The sequence below is a fragment of the Streptomyces sp. NPDC012769 genome (genome assembly GCF_042901205.1).
Taxonomy (GTDB): Bacteria; Actinomycetota; Actinomycetes; order Streptomycetales; family Streptomycetaceae; genus Streptomyces.
Genome location: NZ_JBIBCP010000002.1, coordinates 1,181,342 through 1,200,491 on the forward strand (window position 1 = coordinate 1,181,342; position 19,150 = coordinate 1,200,491).

The 19,150-nt window shown below is 74.4% G+C and carries 18 protein-coding genes; 9 read left to right on the forward strand and 9 right to left on the reverse strand.

Annotated elements, in window-relative coordinates; translation table 11 throughout:
* Positions 1–21 precede the first annotated feature (21 nt).
* Entirely contained in the window at positions 22–474 is a 453-nt protein-coding gene (locus ACFY7C_RS14410; RefSeq protein ID WP_389648926.1) for a hypothetical protein, read from the forward strand.
* Positions 471–2,687, forward strand: coding sequence for a tetratricopeptide repeat protein (locus ACFY7C_RS14415; RefSeq protein WP_389648928.1), 2,217 nt, complete (start codon positions 471–473; stop codon positions 2,685–2,687). The genes ACFY7C_RS14410 and ACFY7C_RS14415 overlap by 4 nt, the downstream gene beginning before the upstream one ends.
* Here ACFY7C_RS14415 and ACFY7C_RS14420 read toward each other — a convergent pair.
* Positions 2,659–3,966: a hypothetical protein gene (locus tag ACFY7C_RS14420; protein ID WP_389648931.1), complete on the reverse strand. Its 1,308-nt coding sequence runs from the start codon at positions 3,964–3,966 to the stop codon at positions 2,659–2,661. The two genes, ACFY7C_RS14415 and ACFY7C_RS14420, sit on opposite strands and share 29 nt — an antisense overlap.
* A 686-nt stretch (positions 3,967–4,652) precedes the next feature.
* Between ACFY7C_RS14420 and ACFY7C_RS14425 the strand changes: the two genes are divergently transcribed.
* Positions 4,653–5,411, forward strand: coding sequence for a chaplin (locus ACFY7C_RS14425; RefSeq protein ID WP_389648933.1), 759 nt, complete (start codon positions 4,653–4,655; stop codon positions 5,409–5,411).
* 154 nt (positions 5,412–5,565) lie between these two features.
* Here the strand turns inward: ACFY7C_RS14425 and ACFY7C_RS14430 are convergent, their stop codons facing one another.
* Entirely contained in the window at positions 5,566–6,225 is a 660-nt protein-coding gene (locus ACFY7C_RS14430) for a DUF2293 domain-containing protein (RefSeq protein WP_389648936.1), read from the reverse strand.
* A 97-nt stretch (positions 6,226–6,322) separates the two neighbouring features.
* On the reverse strand, positions 6,323–7,534 hold the full coding sequence (locus ACFY7C_RS14435; RefSeq protein WP_389648939.1) for a pyridoxal phosphate-dependent aminotransferase: 1,212 nt from the start codon (positions 7,532–7,534) through the stop codon (positions 6,323–6,325).
* A gap of 84 nt (positions 7,535–7,618) precedes the next feature.
* Between ACFY7C_RS14435 and ACFY7C_RS14440 the strand changes: the two genes are divergently transcribed.
* Complete coding sequence (locus ACFY7C_RS14440; RefSeq protein ID WP_389648942.1) at positions 7,619–8,275, forward strand: winged helix-turn-helix transcriptional regulator; 657 nt, start codon at positions 7,619–7,621, stop codon at positions 8,273–8,275.
* Between the two features lie 8 nt (positions 8,276–8,283).
* On the opposite strand, the gene ACFY7C_RS14445 is transcribed toward ACFY7C_RS14440, so the two are convergent.
* Complete coding sequence (locus ACFY7C_RS14445; protein WP_389648944.1) at positions 8,284–8,649, reverse strand: MerR family transcriptional regulator; 366 nt, start codon at positions 8,647–8,649, stop codon at positions 8,284–8,286.
* A gap of 26 nt (positions 8,650–8,675) precedes the next feature.
* Positions 8,676–9,455 carry an SDR family NAD(P)-dependent oxidoreductase gene (locus ACFY7C_RS14450; protein ID WP_389648947.1) on the reverse strand — a complete coding sequence of 260 codons (780 nt, stop codon included), beginning with the start codon at positions 9,453–9,455 and terminating at the stop codon, positions 8,676–8,678.
* A 153-nt stretch (positions 9,456–9,608) separates the two neighbouring features.
* On the opposite strand from ACFY7C_RS14450, the gene ACFY7C_RS14455 reads away from it, so the two are divergent.
* Positions 9,609–10,244, forward strand: coding sequence for a uridine kinase (locus tag ACFY7C_RS14455; RefSeq protein ID WP_389648950.1), 636 nt, complete (start codon positions 9,609–9,611; stop codon positions 10,242–10,244).
* Positions 10,245–10,301: 57 nt separating this feature from the next.
* On the opposite strand, the gene ACFY7C_RS14460 is transcribed toward ACFY7C_RS14455, so the two are convergent.
* The 4 genes from ACFY7C_RS14460 to ACFY7C_RS14475 all read right to left on the reverse strand — a co-directional run bounded on the left by ACFY7C_RS14460 (position 10,302) and on the right by ACFY7C_RS14475 (position 14,208).
* Entirely contained in the window at positions 10,302–11,192 is an 891-nt protein-coding gene (locus ACFY7C_RS14460; protein ID WP_389648953.1) for a carbohydrate kinase family protein, read from the reverse strand.
* On the reverse strand, positions 11,189–12,100 hold the full coding sequence (locus ACFY7C_RS14465) for a pseudouridine-5'-phosphate glycosidase (RefSeq protein WP_389648956.1): 912 nt from the start codon (positions 12,098–12,100) through the stop codon (positions 11,189–11,191). Before ACFY7C_RS14465 ends, ACFY7C_RS14460 begins: the two co-directional genes overlap by 4 nt.
* Positions 12,101–12,170: 70 nt before the next feature.
* Entirely contained in the window at positions 12,171–13,334 is a 1,164-nt protein-coding gene (locus tag ACFY7C_RS14470; protein WP_389648960.1) for a hypothetical protein, read from the reverse strand.
* Positions 13,318–14,208, reverse strand: coding sequence for a hypothetical protein (locus tag ACFY7C_RS14475; RefSeq protein ID WP_389648962.1), 891 nt, complete (start codon positions 14,206–14,208; stop codon positions 13,318–13,320). The genes ACFY7C_RS14470 and ACFY7C_RS14475 overlap by 17 nt, the downstream gene beginning before the upstream one ends.
* A gap of 490 nt (positions 14,209–14,698) precedes the next feature.
* On the opposite strand from ACFY7C_RS14475, the gene ACFY7C_RS14480 reads away from it, so the two are divergent.
* The 4 genes from ACFY7C_RS14480 (at position 14,699) to ACFY7C_RS14495 (ending at position 19,088) form a co-directional block, all read left to right on the forward strand.
* Positions 14,699–15,055, forward strand: coding sequence for a cupin domain-containing protein (locus ACFY7C_RS14480; RefSeq protein WP_389648965.1), 357 nt, complete (start codon positions 14,699–14,701; stop codon positions 15,053–15,055).
* A gap of 273 nt (positions 15,056–15,328) precedes the next feature.
* On the forward strand, positions 15,329–16,666 hold the full coding sequence (locus ACFY7C_RS14485; protein ID WP_389648968.1) for a discoidin domain-containing protein: 1,338 nt from the start codon (positions 15,329–15,331) through the stop codon (positions 16,664–16,666).
* Complete coding sequence (locus tag ACFY7C_RS14490; protein WP_389648970.1) at positions 16,666–18,093, forward strand: MFS transporter; 1,428 nt, start codon at positions 16,666–16,668, stop codon at positions 18,091–18,093. Before ACFY7C_RS14485 ends, ACFY7C_RS14490 begins: the two co-directional genes overlap by 1 nt.
* A complete protein-coding gene (locus tag ACFY7C_RS14495) occupies positions 18,090–19,088 on the forward strand; it encodes a hypothetical protein (RefSeq protein ID WP_389648973.1) in 999 nt (332 codons plus the stop codon). The genes ACFY7C_RS14490 and ACFY7C_RS14495 overlap by 4 nt, the downstream gene beginning before the upstream one ends.
* Positions 19,089–19,150: the final 62 nt, after the last annotated feature.

Sequence of the window (19,150 nt, forward strand, 5' to 3'; positions counted from 1 at the left end):
CGACGCTTCGAAGGGGGCCTGATGGAAGCCGAGTTGGTGGCACTGGCGTCGGCGGGGGCGACCGCCCTCGTCCAGCAGATGGTCGGCGACGGCTGGGAGCGGATGCGGACCAGGATCGCCGCGTTCTTCGCCGCCCGCTCCGGCGTTGACGCGGAAGCCGTCGGCGCCGACCTCGACGCCGCCCGCGACGATCTGCTGCGCGCCGAACAGGCCGGTGACGAGGACGCCGCGAACGAGGCCAGGGACGAGGCCCGCGTCGAGTGGCGCGCCCGGATGCGCCGCAGTCTGCTCGCCGACCCCCGGTCCGCCGACGAACTGCGCGCCATCCTGGACGAGCTGGAACCGCAGCCCGGCACGGTGATCAACAACACCATGTCCGGCGACGTCCACGGGATCGCCTTCCAGATCGGCACCGTCGGCCGGATGACCAACCACATCGGTGGCGACGGCGGCGCGGACGGACGCCGGTCGTGAACCCCTCCGTGCGCAACGAAGTCGGCGGCGCGGTGCACGGAACGGTCGTCCAGGCAGGGCACATCGCCACCCTGACCGTGGAGCACGCCGTCGTCCCGGCCATCCTGCCCGGCAGTCCGCCGCCCCGGTTACTCCCGGCGCCCACCCGCCACTTCACCGACCGGCACGCCGAACTCGACCGGCTCACCGCCCTGCTGGAGGACGGGGACGACGACCCGGCACCCCGCGTGGTCGTCCTCACCGGGACCGGCGGCATCGGGAAGTCGGCCACCGCCCTCCACTTCGCCGCCCGCCTCAAGGACCGCTTCGACGGCGGCCAGCTCCACGCCGACCTGCACGGTGACGCCACGGCCACGGCGACCGCCCCCTCCACCGTCCTCGTCCGCTTCCTGCGCGCCCTCGGCGTCGCCCCGCCGTACGTACCGGCCGACGAGCAGGAGCAGATCGACTGGTTCCGCACCCTCACCGCCGACCGTCGCCTCCTCACCGTCCTCGACAACGCTCACTCGGTCGCCCAGGTGCTGCCGCTGCTGCCCACCGGCCCCGGCTCGCTCACCCTCGTCACCAGCCGCCGCCGGCTCGCCGGCCTCGGCAGCGCGGCCGGCGCCCACCACCTCACGCTCCCACCGCTCGGCCCCGCCGACGCCGCCCTGCTCCTCACCCGGCTCGCCGGCCGGGCCACCGACCCCTCCACCGACGCCGGTTCCGCCACCGACTCCGACGGCGCGGCAGCCGTCGCCCGCCGCTGCGGCGGACTCCCGCTCGCCCTCTGCATGGCGGGCGAACGCCTCGCCGTACGCACGCACCTCACCTGGCAGCAGTTGGAGCAGGACATGGCCTCCACGGCAGCCCACGACGGCTCCGACGACCTCGACGGTCAGGGCGGCCCGGAGCGCGACCCCGTCGGCGCCGCCGCCGACACCTCCTACGACGACCTCGGCCCCGACGCCGCCCGCCTCTACCGCCTCGGCGGGCTGCGCCCCTGGGCCGGGCTCACCGCCCCGGCCGCCGCCGCGCTCGCCGAGGTCCCCGAGGAGCGCGCCGCCGCACTGCTCGAAGAGCTCGCCTCCCTCCACCTGGTGGAGGAGCACGCGCCCGGCCGCTACCGCCACCACGACCTGCTGCGCGCCCACGCGGAGCGCCGCTCCCTCCAGGTCGACGGCCACGCCCGCTCGGCCGCCGCCGTCGGGCGGCTGCTGCGCCACCATCTGGCCGCGGCCGCCGCCGCGGACGCCCGCGTCATGCCCGGCCGCTGGCACCTCGGCCCCGCCTACGACCGGCTGCCCGACGACGCCAGGACGGCCGACCAGGCCACCGACTGGCAGCTCGCCGAGCGCGAGAACCTCGTCGAGGCCGTGCGGACCGCCGACGAGTACGGACTCGACGACCTCACCTGGCAGTTGTGCGAGACCCTGTGGAGCCTGTTCTTCCGGCAGGGCTTCCACCAGGACTGGCTCACCACCCACCGGCTCGGCGTCCGCGCCGCCGCCCGCTGCCCCGGAACTCCCGAGGCGGAGGGCCGGATGCAGGCCCAGCTCGGTTTCGCCCTGCTCGGTCTCGGCCGCCACGGCGAGGCCGAGGAGGCGTTCACCGCCGCCGCCGAGGCCGACCGGCGCTGCGGTCACCGCAGGGGAGAGGCGACGGCGGTCGAGTCCCTCGGTTTGGTACGGCTCGCCCAGGGCCGGTACGAGCAGGCCGCGGACCACTTCCGGGCCGCACAGCACCTCGCCGAGGACCCCCGCGCCCGCGCCCTCCTCGAACACCACCTGGGCCGTGCCCTCTCCGGCCAGGGCCGCCACGCCGACGCCGCCGCCACCCTGGAGCGGGCCCGGGAACTGATGACCGCGCTGCCGGTCCCCGACCCATACAACGAGGCCCGCGTTCTCACCAGCCTCGGTGAGGCGGCGCTCGCCGCCGGTGACCCCGAGCGCGCCGCCGGCCTCCTCGCGGAAGCGGCCCGGCGGATGGCCCACGAGCGGGTCCCGGTCCAGGAGGCGGCCCTCGCGGCGCTCCGCGCCAGGGCCGCCACCACCCCCGAGGAACGCGGGCGCTTCCTCACGGAGGCGATCGAGCGGTACGAGCGACTCGGCTCACCCGCGGCGGCCGCCCTGCGCGCCGTACGGGACCGGGAGGCCGAACAGGACCGGCGGGAAGGGGGCCGGGGCCGCGCCGGAGAGGGAGCCGTCAGCCCGCCGGAACGGCCCGTACCGTGACCCGGTGGCGCACGCTCCCCGTCACCACCACCAGGACGCCCGCGTCGGCGAGCGCCGAGAGCGGCCGGCCGCTCGTCCGCCAGGCGTACACGGCCGAGGCGTAGGCGAAGGGGCCGCAGGGATCGGCGAAGCCGTCCGGGCGGGGAAGCGCGGCCAGTTCGAGGACCATGCCCTCCCGGTCGCGGACCAGACAGCGCCCGGAGCCGGTCCGTACGGCGGCGAGGCCGGCGTACGGGTGCTCCGCGAGCAGCTCCGCCGCGCGCGGGCCCGCCGGGTCGCCGCTCCTCCCGTCGTCGGTCACTACGTCGGCGAGGGAGAGCCTTCCCGGGGCGGCGGTCCAGGCGTCCGCCGCCGTGTGCGCGTCCTCGGCCTCGGGCGCGTCCGGCTCCGCGGCGGGATCGGCGAACCGGGTGACGGCGACCTCGGGCACCCCGCCCACGGGGGCCCGGACCGTGGTGAGGACCCGGACGGGCACGGTGAGATCCGGTGCGGGGAGGTCCTCGGGCAGCAGTGGCCGCGGGCGGGGCGGCCGTACGGGCTCGGGCAGGTCCAGCATGGTGTGGAAGAGCGTCCGCAGCAGCCCCGCCGAGGCACCCGGGTCCGAACTGGCCGCTGCCGCGAACCCGTCGTACCGCCCCGGCACATGTCCGTCGATCACCGCGTCCACCTGCGCGCGCAGCGGCGCCCCCGGGCGCAGTCGCGGCGCCGCCCGCCCGAGCGCGGCGACCGGTGACGCGGGGTCGAGGTCCCGCTCCGCGAAGGCGCCGAGCAGGACGGGAAGTCCGAGCGCGGCGGCGTAGTAGGTGACGGAGCCGTGGTCGCCGATGACGCAGTCGGCCGCCGCGACCGCCTGCCGCCACGGGCCGAGGGGGTCGATCGGCGTGAGTCCGGCGTCGGTGGCCCGGCGCAGCCAGGCGCGCACCTGTCCGGGCCCGTGGCCGTACCAGATGTTGGGGTGCAGCACCGCGCAGAGCCGGTACTCGTCGACCGGGAAGGTCTCCGTCAACTCCCGCAGCAGTACGGGGAAGGCGTCGGAGCCGAGCAGTGAGGCGCGGCCCCAGGTGGAGTTCAGGACGACGAGCCGTCGCCCGTCGCCCGCCCCGAACGCGCGGCGCAGCGCGGGCCGCCGGCGGTGCAGCGCGAGCATCCGGTCGAAGCAGGGGTCACCGGCGAGGACGGCGGTCGCGGCGGCCTCCGGGCAGTCCCGGCGCAGCCGGTCGAGCTGTTCGGGGTGGGACAGCACGGTCGCCGCCGCGAGCGGCCGGCCCTCGTGGAGCACCCACGCCGGATCCGTACCGAAGACCGGCGCGACATCGACATCGCCCTCGACCTCAGTCCGGCGCTCGTCCCCCCACTCCCACTCGCCGAGTCCGGTGTCCGGTGTCCGGTGTCCGGTGTCGCCAGCCTCTTATTGTATCCAGCGCCATGTGAGAGGATGGTCAACTTCCCTTGGAACGCCTCGAGTTCCCCGCCGTAGCTCGCGGTGACCGCAAGGTCGATCCTTCCCGCCGCGGCCTGTTCCTTCGCCTGTTCCCAGGGGAGCACCGACAGTCCGGCGGCGTCGAGGAGTTCGGGAACCCCGGCCTGGAACGGGGACGATCCCGTACAGGTCACGAGGGTCTGCACGTCCAGGGCGTCGTCGAAGAGCGGCAGCACGTCGAGCAGCCGGGTCGCCGAGGTGACGTTGTGGACGATGAAGAGCACCGTGCGGGCGGGTTCGCGAGTCCGCCAGCGCTCCGCGTCCCGACCGACCGGCACCCGCAGCCACTCCTGCCCCACCGTCACCTCAGCCCCCTCCCGCGTCACGGTAACCCACCGCACACGTCCGACGTCGGGACATGATCCGCCGCGCCCCACTCCCTCGATGGAGTGAAACACGCCGACGGCCGGATCCGCGCTCCTCGCGGACGGCGTTATTTCGGGTACGGGCGAGTGCCCGTGAAGACATCCGGAAGGCAGGAAGCCATGAGGCAGATTCGCCGAAGTGGTCTGGCCACTCTGTTGGTCACCGGTGGCGCGCTCGCGCTCTCGGCGGGCGCCGCCCACGCCGACTCCGTGGCGCAGGGCGCCGCTGTCGGTTCGCCGGGGGTCGGCTCCGGCAACGCGGTTCAGCTGCCGGTGCACGTCCCCGTGAACGTCTGCGGGAACACCGTCAACGTCGTCGGACTGCTCAACCCGGCGTACGGCAACAGTTGTGCCAACCGCTCCACCGGGAGCGGCGGCCACGGCTCCGAGGCCGGCGGCCCGGTGCACAAGGACGTGCCGGGAACCGCTCACGCCGGCTCCTCGGCCGGCGGTTCGCGCGACGGAGGAGCCTCCAACGGCGGTGGTGCCACCGCCGAGAGCCGCACCGAGGGCTCCCCGGGCGTGCTCTCCGGCAACGGCATCCAGCTGCCGATCGACCTCCCCGTCAACGTCAGCGGCAACTCGGTCAACGTCGTCGGCATCGGCAACCCGGCCTTCGGCAACACCTCGGTCAACGAGTCCGAGGAGGAGTGCGAGCACCCCGAGACGCCCACTCCGCGCCCGCAGACCCCGGTGCGCAACGTGCCGCCCTCCCCGAGCGGTGGCGAGGCCCCCCGCCCCGCCCCGCAGTCCAGCTCGGTCCAGCTCGCCAGCACCGGATCGGACGCCGTCGGCTACGCCGCTCCGGTCGGCGCCGCGCTGCTCCTCGGCGGCGCGATCATGTACCGCCGGGCCCGCCGCGCGGGCGGCGAGGTCTGACACGACGGACGGATCTCACCCGACGGAAGGAACGGAGCCGTCCCCCTGCCGACCCAGGGGGCGGCGCCCAGGGTCGAACGCCCCCGGTTCCCCGCCCGGTTCCGCGGAGCGCCGCAGGTCAGTCCCCGCGTCCGGTTCCGCGGAGCGCCGCAGGTCAGTCCGCGCGCCAGGTCCGGAGCACCGCCTCGATGGCGGGTGCCACCCTCGTCCGGGCCTGGTGACGGGGGATGCCGGACATGAGCAGCGCGTCGTAGTCGGTGTCGACATGGCGTACGGCGGCCCGCACCGCGGCCGTGACCGCGCCCCGGTCCAGGGAACGGCCGGCGGCCGTCCGCCCCACCCGCCCGCTGCCCTTCGCCGAGGCGTGCGCGGCGATCCCGGCGGCCCGCTCCGGCGGGCAGCCGGGGAACAGCCGCAGGATCTCCGCCTCCAGGGCCGCCGTGACCTCGGCGTCCCGCTCGGCCCGGCGCGCCGCGTCCCGGGCCCGGCGCCGCGCCCGTGCCTCGGCGTCCGCGAGACAGGCCGCCTCCGCCCTGGCCAGCGCCGCCTCCTCGACGAGCAGGCCCTGGCGCTCGTACCGCGTCCGGCGCCGGTTGTGCCGGACCACCAGCGCCCACAGACCACTGCCCTCGCGGGCGCGCCGGGTGAGGGCCGTGTCGCCGCGGCGCAGGAAGACGAGGTGGCCGAGATCGGCGCAGTCGAGGCACACGGGCGCGTTGAACTCGACGATCATCCGCTCCAGCGGCCCCTGGCGGCACTCCGAGCAGCGGCGCCGCCGGAGCGGCTCGACCACGACCGGGGCGACGAGATCCACGACGGTCTTCTACCCGTACGCCCACGCGCGCACCCCTCGGCGGCCGCCGGCACCGATGGTCCCGGGCAGCACGGAGGCCGAGTCGCTTCTTGAGCGGCTACTGCCGGTAGCTGCTCAGGAAGCGGCCGATGCGGCTGATCGCGGCGTCCAGGTCGTCCGCGTACGGCAGGGTCAGGATGCGGAAGTGGTCCGGGCGGTGCCAGTTGAAGCCGGTGCCCTGCACCACCTGGATCTTCTCCCGCAGCAACAGGTCCAGGACGAACTTCTCGTCGTCGTGGATCGCGTGCACGGCCGGGTCGAGGCGCGGGAAGGCGTAGAGCGCGCCCTTCGGTTTGACGCAGGAGACGCCGGGGATCTCGTTGAGCTTCTCCCACGCCCGGTCGCGCTGCTCGCGCAGGCGTCCGCCGGGGGCGGTGAGCTCGTGGATCGACTGCCGGCCGCCGAGCGCGGCCTGAATGGCGTACTGGGCGGGGGCGTTGGGGCACAGCCGCATGGAGGCCAGCATCGTCAGGCCCTCCAGATAGCTCTTGGCGTGCTCGCGCGGGCCGGTGACCACCAGCCAGCCGGAGCGGAATCCGGCCACCCGGTACGTCTTCGACAGGCCGCCGAAGGTGAGGACGACCAGGTCGGGGGCGAGGGCGGCGGTGGGGTGGTGGACGGCCTCGTCGTAGACGATCTGGTCGTAGATCTCGTCGGAGAAGACCATGAGGCCGTGGCGGCGGGCGAGGTCGAGGATGCCCTCGACGATCTCCTTCGGATAGACCGCGCCCGTCGGGTTGTTGGGGTTGATGATGACGACGGCCCGGGTGCGGTCGGTGATCTTCGACGCCATGTCGTCGAGGTCCGGATACCAGTCGGCGGACTCGTCGCACAGATAGTGCACGGGCCTGCCGCCCGCGAGGGTGGTGACGGCCGTCCACAACGGGTAGTCGGGGGCCGGGATGAGGACTTCGTCGCCGTCCTCCAGGAGGGCCTGGGTGGCCATGGAGATGAGTTCCGAGACACCGTTGCCGAGGTAGACGTCGTCGACGTCCACGTCCGTCAGGCCCATCGACTGGTAGCGCTGGACGACGGCGCGGCGGGCGGACAGGACGCCGCGGGAGTCGGTGTAGCCGTGCGCCTTGGGGAGCATCCGGATCATGTCCTGGACGATCTCCTCGGGTGCCTCGAAGCCGAAGAGCGCGGGGTTGCCGGTGTTGAGCCGCAGGACGCTGTGGCCTGCCTCCTCCAGGGCGTTGGCCTGCTCGATGACCGGGCCGCGGATCTCGTAGCAGACCTCGCTCAGCTTGCTCGACTGCCGGAACTCCATGCGCCGACCTCCCCAGAAGTGTTGATGCTTGGTTTTACCAAGTGCAAGCTTGGAAAGTCCAACAACATGTCTAGACTGCGTCGCATGCCACGCCAGCCTCGCCGTCGAAGCTATGACCAGTACTGCGCCGCAGCCCGCGCCCTCGATGCCGTCGGCGACCGGTGGACGCTGCTGATCGTCCGTGAACTCCTCGCCGGGCCGCGCCGCTACACCGATCTGCACGCCGATCTGCCGGGCGTCAGCACCGACATGCTCGCGGGCCGGCTCAAGGACATGGAGGCCGCCGAACTCGTCACCCGCCGCCGGCTGCCGCCGCCCGTCGCCGCGTCCGTGTACGAGCTGACCGACCGCGGCCGCGAGCTGCTGCCCGTGCTGCGCGCCCTCGCCGCCTGGGGCGCGCCCGCCCTCGGCGAACCCCGGCCCACCGACGCCGTGCGCGCGCACTGGTTCGCGATCCCGCTGCTCACCGCCCTCGAAGGGCTGGGGGCGGGGGTCGTCCAGGTGACCCTGGACGAGGGCGAGTTCCACGTACGGACCGGGGGCGACGGACAGGTGGAGTACGGGGAGGGACCGGCCGCCGACGCCCAGGTGCGCCTGCGCACCGACACGGCGACCTGCCGGGCCCTGGCCGGCGGGGAGCTGACCCTCGCCGAGGCCGTCGCATCCGGCCGCGCCGAACTCCACGAGGAGCTCGGCGAGGAGCGCCGCGAGGAACTCCGCGCATCCGCCCCGCTCTCCTGAGGCGGCTCCTAGGACTGCTGCGGCGCGGTGGCATGGGAGGACAGGGCGGCCGCGAGCCGGTCCCTGGCCTCCGTCTGTGCCGCGATCCGCGCGTCCAGCACGGCGAGCCGTTCGCGGGCGATCGCGAGCCCGTGCGGGGAGGGCGCCGCCGCGGGCAGGTCGCCGTCGAGGCAGGGCTCGAACGCCGCCACGTCCTCCAGGGTCAGCCCCGCGTCCAGCAGATATCGGATATTGGATACACGGACCACGGCGCCCTCGTCGTACATCCGGTATCCATTGGGCGCGCGCGTCGAGGAGACCAGCCCCGACTCCTCGTAATGACGAAGAGCGCGGGCCGTCGTCCCGGTCCTTCGGGCCAGTTCACCGATGCGCACGGACGCCACCTCCCCGCGCAGTCGTATCACGACACCAGGGCGCCCCCGTCGACGGGCAGCACCGTGCCCGTCAGGAAGGCGGCATCCGGCGAGGCCAGCGCCGTGATCGCCCAGGCGACCTCCTCCGGGCGGCCGATCCGGCCCAGCGGGGTGTGCGCGATCTGCCACTCCCGCACCGCGCGGAGCCGCTCCGGCGTCAGGCCGCTGTGCTCGGCGATCGGCGTCTCGACCGCGCCGGGCGCGACCGCCACCACCCGCACACCGCGCGGCGCGAGCTCCAGTGCCCAGCAGCGGGTCAGCGTCTCCAGAGCGCTCTTGGTCGCCGGATACACGGAGTTGTTCGGCCAACCGCGCTGCCCCACCGTGGTCGTGACGTTCACGACCACCCCACCGGCGACGGTGAGCGCGTCGAGGGCGGCCTGGGTGAGCAGGACCGGGGCGACGAGATTCGTCTCCAGGAGCGGGCCGATCGTCTCGCGGCCGAGCGCGCCGAGCGGGCCGCCGGTCGCGATGCCGGCGTTGTTGACGAGCACGTCGAGGCGCCCGTACGCCTCGACCGCCGTGCGCACGATGGCCTCGGGCACGTCCGGGGCCGTGATGTCCGCGACCAGCGGCCGGATCCCCGGAAAGCCCGCCGCCGTCTCGTCGAGCGGCCCCGGCCTGCGCCCGACGGCGACGACCGTCGCTCCCTCCCGGGCGAAGGCCCGTGCCGTGGCGCGGCCGATACCGGTACCGGCGCCCGTGACGACGACAACCCGGCCCGCGGTGTCGACGCCGGTGTTCTGCTGCTGCGTCTCGCTGTTCATGCGGCGATCGTCGAACCCTGCCGCCAGTGGCAAGGTCAAGCGCGATGCCCTGGATCGTGGATCCTGGCGATTGGATCTTGGATGTTGAATGTTGGATTCAATCTCCAAGATGTTGGATCCAACATCCAGGATCCATGCGGCAGGATGGGACGGATGCAATTCGAAGCGATCAGCTGGGAGCGGCTGACCGACGCCGTGGCCGACCGCGTCGACGGCGCCGAGCCCGTGGACGGCAGTGCCTGGCTCAAGGTGGGCGTCGACGGCGCCCCCGCCGCGCCCGGCGGGGAGTTCGCCGACCGGGTCGCCGAGGCGCTGAGGCTGCGCGGGCGGTCCGTGCTGGTCGTGGCGACCGGTGGCTTCCTGCGACCGGCGTCGCTGCGCTTCGAACACGGCAAGCGGGACCCCGACGCGTACTACAGCGGCTGGTACGACACCGGGGCGCTGTGGCGGGAGGTGTTCGGCCCGCTGGAGCCGGGCGGCAGCGGCCGGGTGCTGCCCGACCTGTGGGACCCGGTCACCGACCGCGCCACGCGCAGCCCCGCCGTACCGCTGGCGCCGGGCGGAGTCCTCGTGGTCCACGGGCCGTTCCTGCTCGGCCACTGGTTCCCCTTCGACCTCACGGTGCACCTGCGCCTGTCCGCCGGCGCGCTCGCCCGCCGCACCGAGCAGCCGTGGACCCTGCCCGCCTTCGCCCGCTACGAGGAGGAGGTCGGCCCCGCCGGCGTCGCCGACGCCGTCGTCCGCACCGACGACCCCCGCCGCCCGGCCTGGACGGGCTTCACCGACTAGGAGAAGCCGCCGCCGCGGACGCGAACTGACGGGAGGATGGGCCCCTGAGGCCGGCTCTCAGGGACGTCCGCCCACTCTGGTCACGGCACGGGCGCCCGCGGCGCAGCCGGATTCGGCCGCGTCGGCCGGGGCGGCGCCGTTCAGCAGGGAGGCAAGGAAGGCGCCCGTGAAGGCGTCGCCGGCACCCGTGGAGTCGATGGGGACGGCAGGGGGCGCGGTCACGCGGTCCGTCACTCGTCCGCCGGTGGCGAGGACGGCGCCGGCGGCGCCCAGAGTGACCGCGACCAGCGGGAAGCGCCGGCTGAGTGCCGCGGCGGCCTCGGCGGGGTCCGCGCGGCCGGTCAGCAGCCGGGCCTCGTCCGCGTTCGGCAGCAGGCACTCCGCGCCGTCCACGGCGGCGAGGAAGGATTCCGGGCCCTGCTGCGCGAGGAAGCCGGCCGACGCCGGGTCCACGCTCACCGCGACGCCCGCCGCGCCCGCGTCCCGCAGCACCCGACCGGCCGTCTCGCGGCTCCGGTCGGCGAAGAACAGATAGCCGGACAGATGCACCCGGGCGGCGCCGTCCAGCAGCGCCGGTGACCAGTCGGCGGGCGAGAGCCGCAGCGCCGCCCCGCTGTCCGTCAGGAACGTGCGTTCCGCGTCCGCGCCGACGAGCGCGATCACCGACGCCGTGGGCGCCTCCGGATCCGGCACCAGCATCGGCCGTACCCCAGCCCGACGCAGCGCCTGCTCGTGCCAGACCACGGAATCGGTGCCCACGCGCGCGAGGAGCCGTACGTCCGAGCATCCCGAACGCGCCGCCCAGCAGGCCACGTTCGCCCCGGCGCCGCCGGGCAGGGTCCGGATCTCCGCCGCCGTGTCCGTCGCGGGGGCGAGCGGGGTGCGATGCCGGGCGACCACGTCGGTGACGACGTCCCCGACCACCAGGAGCGCGCCCGGTGCCGTCACGGCCGGGCGCGGTAGGCCGAGGCGATCCGGGCGGCGAGCCACACGTTCCCCCGCACCGCGGCCAGATTGGCCTCCAGGGAGGCCCCGTCCGTGTGCGTCGTCAGATACTCCAGCAGGAAGGGGGTCACGGCCTGCCCCGTGACACCCTTCTCCCGCGCCGCCGCGAGCCCCTCCGCGAGGACCCGGTCGTGCAGGTCCGGATCGAGCTGCCGCTCCGGCGCCACCGGATTCGCGACGATCAGCGCGGAGCTCGGCCCTCCCAGCTCGTCCTGGGCGCGCATCACCTTCGCCACGCCCTGCGGGGTGCCCAGCGTCCAGTCGACGCCCTCGCCGGAGGAGGTGAGGTAGAAGCCGGGGAAGGTGTCCGTCCCGTAGCCGACGACGGTCACTCCGAGGGTCTCCAGACGCTGCAGGGTCGCGGGCACGTCGAGGATCGACTTCACCCCGGCGCACACCACGGTCACGCCGACCTGGGCCAGCAGGCGCAGGTCCGCGGACTCGTCCTGGGACTGCGTCCACTCCCGGTGGACCCCGCCGAGACCGCCCGTCGCGAACACCCGTATTCCGGCGGAGTCCGCGAGCAGCGCCGTCGCCGAGACCGTGGTCGCCCCCGTCGCCCCGGTCGCGAGCGCGGGCGCCAGATCGCGGTGGCCGAGCTTGCGCACCGACGGGTCCTCCGCGATCCGGGCGAGCCCGGCCTCGTCCAGACCGATCCGCACGGTGCCGTCGACGACCGCGATGGTGGCGGGGACCGCTCCGCCGTCCCGCACCAGGGCCTCCAGCTCCCGGGCCACCGCCAGGTTGCGCGGGCGCGGCAGACCGTGCGCGATGATCGTCGACTCGAGCGCGACGACGGGACGCCCCTCGTGGAGCGCGTCCCGTACCTCTTCGGACACGTGTGTGGACATGGTGGATCTCTGGCGCGCCCACCGGGCCCGCAAACCTCGGCGGCGGACATGGCGGACCTCAGCCACGACCTCAGCCGCAACGCGGCAGCCCCGGCAGCCGGGCCGCGTCCACCACCTGGATCACGGGGCGGGCTCCGGCCGTCTTGGCGTTCCCGACGCTGTACGCGACGGCCAGGGCGTTTCCGGAGGCCGCGGCGTAGCCGTACGCCGGGGTGATCGCGGCGTACGCCCCCGAGCCCGGATCCAGCGCGTACGAGGTCTCCGGCGTGCGCCAGGTGATCAGGCGACCCGCGATCCGCAGCTGGTCCATGCCGTCGGCGGCGGGGGAGGCGGCGACGGCGGCCGACGGGCGGGGCTCGCCCGTGCGCCAGACCATCAGCCGGGGCTCCGTCTCGCCCGCCACCCACGCCCAGGTGGTGCCGTCCGAGACGAGGGCGCGGAAGTCGCGCAGGCCGGCGATCGGCGCCGGCAGCGCGACCGGCCGGCCGTCGCTCAGGGAGACGGCCGCCGTACGGGTCCGGTCGCCCTCGGCCTCGCGCCACACCAGCAGGCCGCCCGCCGCGAACGGAGCGTCGAGGACACCGGTGTGCCACGCGCGCGGGTGGCCACCGCCGGCCGGGGCGGCGAAGACGGTCGCCTTTCCCGCACCCGTACCCTGCGCCCACAGCACGGTGCCGTCGTGGACGACCGGGCGGGGGAGCGGGCCAGGCCGGTCGGCGCGGGCGAGGCGCCGGGCCCTGCCGGTCGCCGCGTCCCACACGTACAGGCTCCATGGGCTGTCGAGCGTCCGGCCCTCCAGGACGGCGAAGGCGGCCCAGCGGCGGCCGTCGAAGTCGGCGGCGAGCAACTGGTGTTCGACCGGGTCGGCGAACCGGAGCAGCGTCTGCGGTGACGTTTCGCCACGGCGGACGAGGACGGCGCGGCGCCCGTGCGCACCGGTGAGCTGGAGCGCGGTCCACCCGGGGCCCGCGTCCGTGAGCACCGGGCGCTCCCCGACCGGTGGCCGGTACGCGCCGGCGGCGAACTCTGCCCGCCAGGCGGCGGGAAGCGGCACCTCGCAGGCCGCGGCCCGCGCCCGCGCGGTGCCGGTCGCGGTGCCGTTCGGAGTGCCGGTCGGGGCGACCGCAGGCGCGGGTCCGCCCCCTCCCGGCGAACATCCCAGGAGGAGGGCGCCCGCCAGGAGGAGGGCGCCCGCCAGGAGGAGGCAGCGCAGGTGCCTACCAGACGTAGCCACGGCCGCCCATGATGGTGGTGATCGTGTCGGAGGAGATGCGCGCGGACTTGGGCACGGAGCCGGCCCACGAGATGACGCCGGTGCTCACCCCGCCCACCGGGTCGAGGTAGTTGACCTGCGCGGCGGCGGTGTCCGTGTTGTAGCCGTCGATCGCGACCCAGTGGAAGATCTCGATGTTGGGGTGGCCCACGAGATGCGGACCGCCCGGCACCTCCCAGGCGTTGCCGGCGATCGCGTAGTCGTTGTCGGTGTTGTGGGTGATGTGCTGCCTGAAGGTGGTCTTGTCCGTGGCCGTCGGGGTGTAGGCCAGTGCCTTCGGCACGTAACCCGCGCCGGGCAGGCGGTGGTTGAGCGCGTCGGCGATCGGGTATCCGGTGGGGTTCGCCACGTTGATGTTGATGCCGTACCAGGCGGTGCCGTTGGTGGTCGTCTTGAGCAGCGTGGCCGCGTCCTGCTGCGAGCGGCCGCCGACCTCGTCGTGGGCCGACTGGGCGATCACCAGAGTGGCCGGGCCGCACCAGTAGGAGGTCTTCTGGGACTGGTGGATGCCGCCCGACAGCTTGTACCCGGCGAGGGCACCGGAGGCGCCGAGGGTGCGCAGCCGCTCGTACGATCTGGCCGCCTCCACCTGCTTGGCGTCGGCGAGCCGGCGCTGGGCGGGCGTCAGGCGCTGTGGGCCGAGGGTGTCGTGGGCGGCCTTGTAGGCGGCGCCGGCCGCCGGTTCACCGACTGAAGCCGTCGATGATGTCGTGGTCGTCGTGGTCGTCGAGGTCGTCGAGCCCGCCGGCGTCGCCGAGGCGGCGGGGGTGGTCGCGGCGGCGGCGAGCAACGCGGCGGCGCCGAGAACGGCGACGCGGACATGGGTGGGGGTCATCGCACTCTCCTGTCCGAGGTGGGGGAGCGGAGGAGGGGGGCGTGCAGGGAGCGAAGAGCTCGGGGGGAGTGTGACGCTGTCGTGCCCGCCTGTCAGGGGGCGCGGCGCAATCTCCGGGACCAACATTGGGCCCACCAAAGGCGCCGCCTCCGACCAGCGGAGACCTCCGCCGTCGACGCCCGCCCGGCGCGCGGTTTTCGGCACGGAGCGCCGGCGCCCGGCCCCGTAGGACCGCATGCGTCGCCCCCGTTTTCGCCCTCCAGTCCACTGGTGACCGGAGGACAGGGCCCCTGCGGAATCGGTGCCTCACCGCCCCGCTCCGAGCCCCCGGAACGCCGCCCGCCCCGCGCTCCGGCGGCAAACCCCTCCTGCGGATTCCGCTGTGTTCGCGCGAGGGCGAAGTGCCTGGTCGGAGGCGGGAACGGAGGGCTACGTTCCGTCGGGTCCCGGCACCCCGCCGGACTTCGGGGCCCCGCTACAGTCACCGCCCATGACGACACACGCACAGCCTTCCTTCGCCGTCCACATCCCCGACGCCGACCTCGAGCCCGAGCCGCTCGACCCCGGCCAGATCGTCTCCGGCACCCCCGAGGTGACCGGCAAGGTCCTGTGGGAGTCCGCCGACGGCAAGCAGATCCGCGGCATCTGGCAGATCACCCCGGGCGTGGTCACCGACACCGAGGCGAACGAGCTCTTCGTCGTCGTGAGCGGCCGGGCCACGGTCGCCGTCGAGGGCGGCGAGACCCTGGAGATCGGCCCCGGCGACGCCTGCGTGCTGCGCGAGGGCGACCGCACCACATGGACGGTGCACGAGACCCTGCGCAAGGCCTACCACATCAGCCTCTGAGCCCCGACAGTCGTTGGGAGCCCCGACTCCCCCTGGGAAGAGCCGGGTTCGAGGTCTGGTAGGAAACTTTCCTATCAGCTAGCATCCCGGGCGGCGGCTTGGCGCGGCGCCCGTTCCCCGGCGTGCTCGGGGACGGGCGTGACGCGCTCAGCGAGAGCTCTGACCCGGCCGCCGCACCACGGCACGCCCTCTGGCGCCCGACGCCGGCGGGCCGGCCGCGCTGCCCGCACCGGTGCCCAGCTCTCACCGTTCCCAGGCAAGGGAGTCCCAGGTATGCGCCTGAACGCCTCAGCCCCACCGCACCGCCCCGTCCTGACCCTCCTCCTCGCCGCCGTCCTGCTCCTTACCGGCGGCCTGCTGCTCGCCGCCCCCGGCCGCGCCGACGCCGCCGACCCGCTCCTCTCCCGCGGCAAGCCCGCCACCTCGTCCTCGGACGAGGACTCCACCCTCACCCCCGACAAGGCCTTCGACGGCGACCCCGCCACCCGCTGGGCCAGCGCCGAGGGCTCGGACCCCCAGTGGCTCCGCGTCGACCTCGGCACCACCGCCTCCGTCTCGCGCGTCCGCCTCTCCTGGGAGGTCGCCTACGCCAAGGCCTACCGCATCGAGATCTCCGCCGACGGAGCCACCTGGACCACTCTCGCCACCGAGGCCGCCGGCAACGGCGGCACCGACGACTGGACCGGTCTCACCGGCAAGGGCCGTCACCTCCGTGTCTACGGAACCGCCCGCGGCACCTCGTACGGCTACTCCCTCTACGAAGTAGAGGTGTACGGAATCGCCGACGGCACCACCCCGCCGCCCACCACCGGCGCCTTCACCGTCGTCGCCGCGGGTGACATCGCCGCCCAGTGCACCGCCTCCAGCAGCTCCTGCGCCCACCCCAAGACCGCGGCCCAGGCGCAGCGGATCAACCCGAAGTTCTATCTGACGATGGGCGACAACCAGTACGACGACGCCCGGCTGTCCGACTTCCGGAACTACTACGACAAGACCTGGGGCGCCTTCAAGGCCAAGACGCGGCCCGCGCCCGGCAACCACGAGACCTACGACCCGGCCGGCCCGCTCGCCGGCTACAAGGCGTACTTCGGCGCGATCGCCTACCCCGCCGGCAAGCCCTACTACAGCTACGACGAGGGCAACTGGCACTTCGTCGCCCTCGACTCCAACTCCTTCGACGACCCCGCCCAGATCCAGTGGCTCAAGGACGACCTCGCCCGCAACACCAAGGGCTGCGTCGCCGCCTACTTCCACCACCCGCTCTACTCCTCGGGCGGCCACGGCAACGACCCCGTCTCCCAGCCCGTCTGGCGGATCCTCTACGCGGCCAAGGCCGACCTCGTCCTCAACGGACACGACCACCACTACGAGCGCTTCGCCCCGCAGGACCCGGACGGACGGGCCACTCCCGACGGGATCGTCGAGATCGTCGGCGGCATGGGCGGCGCCGAGCCGTACCCCATCGAGACCGTCCAGCCCAACAGTCAGAAGCGGATCAGCGGCCCGTACGGGGTGCTGAAACTGAACTTCACCGACACCACCTACACCTGGCAGTACGTCGGCACCGACGGCCAGGTCAAGGACACCGGCCCGACCTACACCTGCCACTGATGTACCTCGCGACCACCGGTCGCCGCAGCGTGCCGCCCGCCCCCTCCGGGGCGCGGCGGCGCGTCTCCGGCACCGTCCTCGCCCTCGGAACGGTCAGCCTGGTCACCGACGTGTCCTCCGAGATGGTCACCGCCGTCCTGCCGCTCTACCTGGTGCTCGGCCTCGGCCTCACTCCGCTCCAGTTCGGCTTCCTGGACGGGCTGTTCACCGGCGCCACCGCCCTCGTACGGCTCGTCGGCGGCCACGCCGCCGACCGCGGCGGCCACCACAAGAGGGTCGCCGGATTCGGCTACGCCCTGTCCGCCTGCTCCCGGCTCGGCCTCCTCCTCGCGGGCGGCGCGACCGGCTGGATCGCCACCGCCCTCGCCGCCGACCGGCTGGGCAAGGGCATCCGGACCGCCCCGCGCGACGCCCTCATCACCCTCGACAGCCCGCCCGACGGCCTCGGCCGCGCCTTCGGCGTCCACCGGGCCATGGACACCACCGGCGCACTCCTCGGCCCCCTCGCGGCCTTCGCCCTGCTGTGGGCCACCGCCGACGCGTACGACGCCGTCTTCGTCGTCAGTTTCTGCACGGGGCTCCTCGGCGTGCTGCTCCTCGTCGTCCTCGTCCCCGGCGGACGCAGGGCGGTGGACGGTATGGACGGCACGGCACACGGGCAGCGGGGTGCCGGTGGAGAGGAGGCGACGGTGCGGCCGCGCACCACCTGGCGCGAACTCACCGCGCCGCTACGGCTGCCCGCCGTCCGCCGGGTCACGCTCGGCGCGGCCCTCCTCGGCGCGGTCACCGTCGGCGACGCCTTCCTCTACCTGCTGCTCCAGCACCGGACCGACCTGGCCGCCACCTGGTTCCCGTTCCTGCCGCTCGGCGCCTCGGCCGCCTATCTGCTGCTCGCCGTTCCGGCCGGACGCGTGGCCGACCGCATCGGCCGCCGGCGTCCCTTCCTGTACGGGCACGGGGCCCTGCTCCTGGCCCTCGGACTGCTCCTGGCGCCGGTGCCCGGCCCGGTCCTCCTCGTCGGGGTCCCGGTGCTGCTCGGGGTCTTCTACGCGGCCACGGACGGCGTCCTGATGGCGCTCGCCGGCCCGCTGCTGCCAGCCGCGCGGCGGGCGAGCGGGCTCGCCCTCGTCCAGACGGCACAGGCGCTCGCCAAGGTGGCCGCCGCGACCGGCTTCGGGGCCGCCTGGACCCTGTGGGGGCCGACGACCGCGCTCGTCCTCGCCGCCGCCGGGCTGGCGACGGCCCTGTGCTGCGCCGGACGTCTGCTGCGGGTCGGGACGGCGGACCCGGCCGGGACGTACGAGGCTCCTGGGCCTGCCCCGTCCGTGGCCGCCGGTCCGTCCGTGGCCGCCAGTCCCTCCGTGCGCGCTCATCCGTCCGTGCCCGCCGATCCGTCCGAGTCGCCACACGAAAGGGAACCGTCATGACCGAAGGCACCGCGGCGACCGGCCCGACCACCCGGCACCGCCTGTGGGCGCTCGTCCTCGGCGTGCTGCTCCTCGCCGGCGGAGCCACCGCGTACACCGTGCGGGCCGCCGCCGACCGCCCCGGCGCCGCCCCGGCCGCCGCCGGCGAGGGCTTCACCCTCGACGGGCCACCCGGGACGCTCTGGTTCCGCGACACGGCGAGCGGGCGCGTCGCCCGCCAGGACCCGTCCGCGCCGGGCGGCCGCGTCGCGCTCGGGCCGCGCTGCGACCGCTTCCACGCCGCCGGGGACACCGCGCTCTGCCTCCAGCGGCGCCCCGGCGTGCCGGCCCGCTCGTACGTGATCGTCCTGGACCGGCGGCTGCGCGAACTGCGCAGGATGAGCCTGCCCGGCATCCCCAACCGTGCCCGGGTCTCCGCCTCCGGACGGGTGCTCGCCTGGACCAACTTCGCCACCGGCGACTCCTACGCCACCTCCGCGTTCTCCACCCGGACCTCGATCCTCGACCTGCGCACCGGCTATCTGATCAAGAACATCGAGCAGATCCCGCTCACCCTGAACGGGCGACGTCACCACGCTCCCGACGTCAACTACTGGGGCGTCGGCTTCGCCCGCGACGACAACCGCTTCTACGCCACCGTCGCCACCCAGGGGCACACCTATCTCGTCGAGGGAGACCTGCGGGCGTGGTCGGCGCGCGCCCTCAAGGAGAACGTCGAATGCCCGTCGCTCTCCCCGGACGGCACCCGGATCGCCTACAAGAAGAAGGTCTCCCGGGACCCCCGGGCACCCTGGCGGCTCCATGTCCTCGACCTCGCCACCCTGCGCGAACACTCGCTCGCCGAAGCGCGCTCCATCGACGACCAGGCGGCCTGGACCGGCCCCGGCACCCTCTCCTATGCCCATGAGGGCGCGGTGTGGAGCGTGCCCGCCGACGGCACGGGGGCTCCGCGCCGCGTGGCGGCGGGGGCGACGTCCCCGGCGATGCCGCGGTGAGGCTCGGGCCGGATCCCGGATACCGGATGTTGGATCCAGGATCCCGGATACCGGATGTTGGA

Bases quoted from the DNA above. Each gene is read 5' to 3' on its own strand.
- ACFY7C_RS14440 (WP_389648942.1), top strand. From the start codon at position 7,619: ATGCCACGCCAGCCTCGCCGTCGAAGCTATGACCAGTACTGCGCCGCA.
- ACFY7C_RS14495 (WP_389648973.1), top strand. From the start codon at position 18,090: ATGACCGAAGGCACCGCGGCGACCGGCCCGACCACCCGGCACCGCCTG.
- ACFY7C_RS14475 (WP_389648962.1), bottom strand. From the start codon at position 14,208: ATGACCCCCACCCATGTCCGCGTCGCCGTTCTCGGCGCCGCCGCGTTG.
- ACFY7C_RS14480 (WP_389648965.1), top strand. From the start codon at position 14,699: ATGACGACACACGCACAGCCTTCCTTCGCCGTCCACATCCCCGACGCC.
- ACFY7C_RS14465 (WP_389648956.1), bottom strand. From the start codon at position 12,100: ATGTCCACACACGTGTCCGAAGAGGTACGGGACGCGCTCCACGAGGGG.
- ACFY7C_RS14485 (WP_389648968.1), top strand. From the start codon at position 15,329: ATGCGCCTGAACGCCTCAGCCCCACCGCACCGCCCCGTCCTGACCCTC.
- ACFY7C_RS14410 (WP_389648926.1), top strand. From the start codon at position 22: ATGGAAGCCGAGTTGGTGGCACTGGCGTCGGCGGGGGCGACCGCCCTC.
- ACFY7C_RS14435 (WP_389648939.1), bottom strand. From the start codon at position 7,534: ATGGAGTTCCGGCAGTCGAGCAAGCTGAGCGAGGTCTGCTACGAGATC.
- ACFY7C_RS14490 (WP_389648970.1), top strand. From the start codon at position 16,666: ATGTACCTCGCGACCACCGGTCGCCGCAGCGTGCCGCCCGCCCCCTCC.
- ACFY7C_RS14425 (WP_389648933.1), top strand. From the start codon at position 4,653: ATGAGGCAGATTCGCCGAAGTGGTCTGGCCACTCTGTTGGTCACCGGT.
- ACFY7C_RS14450 (WP_389648947.1), bottom strand. From the start codon at position 9,455: ATGAACAGCGAGACGCAGCAGCAGAACACCGGCGTCGACACCGCGGGC.
- ACFY7C_RS14455 (WP_389648950.1), top strand. From the start codon at position 9,609: ATGCAATTCGAAGCGATCAGCTGGGAGCGGCTGACCGACGCCGTGGCC.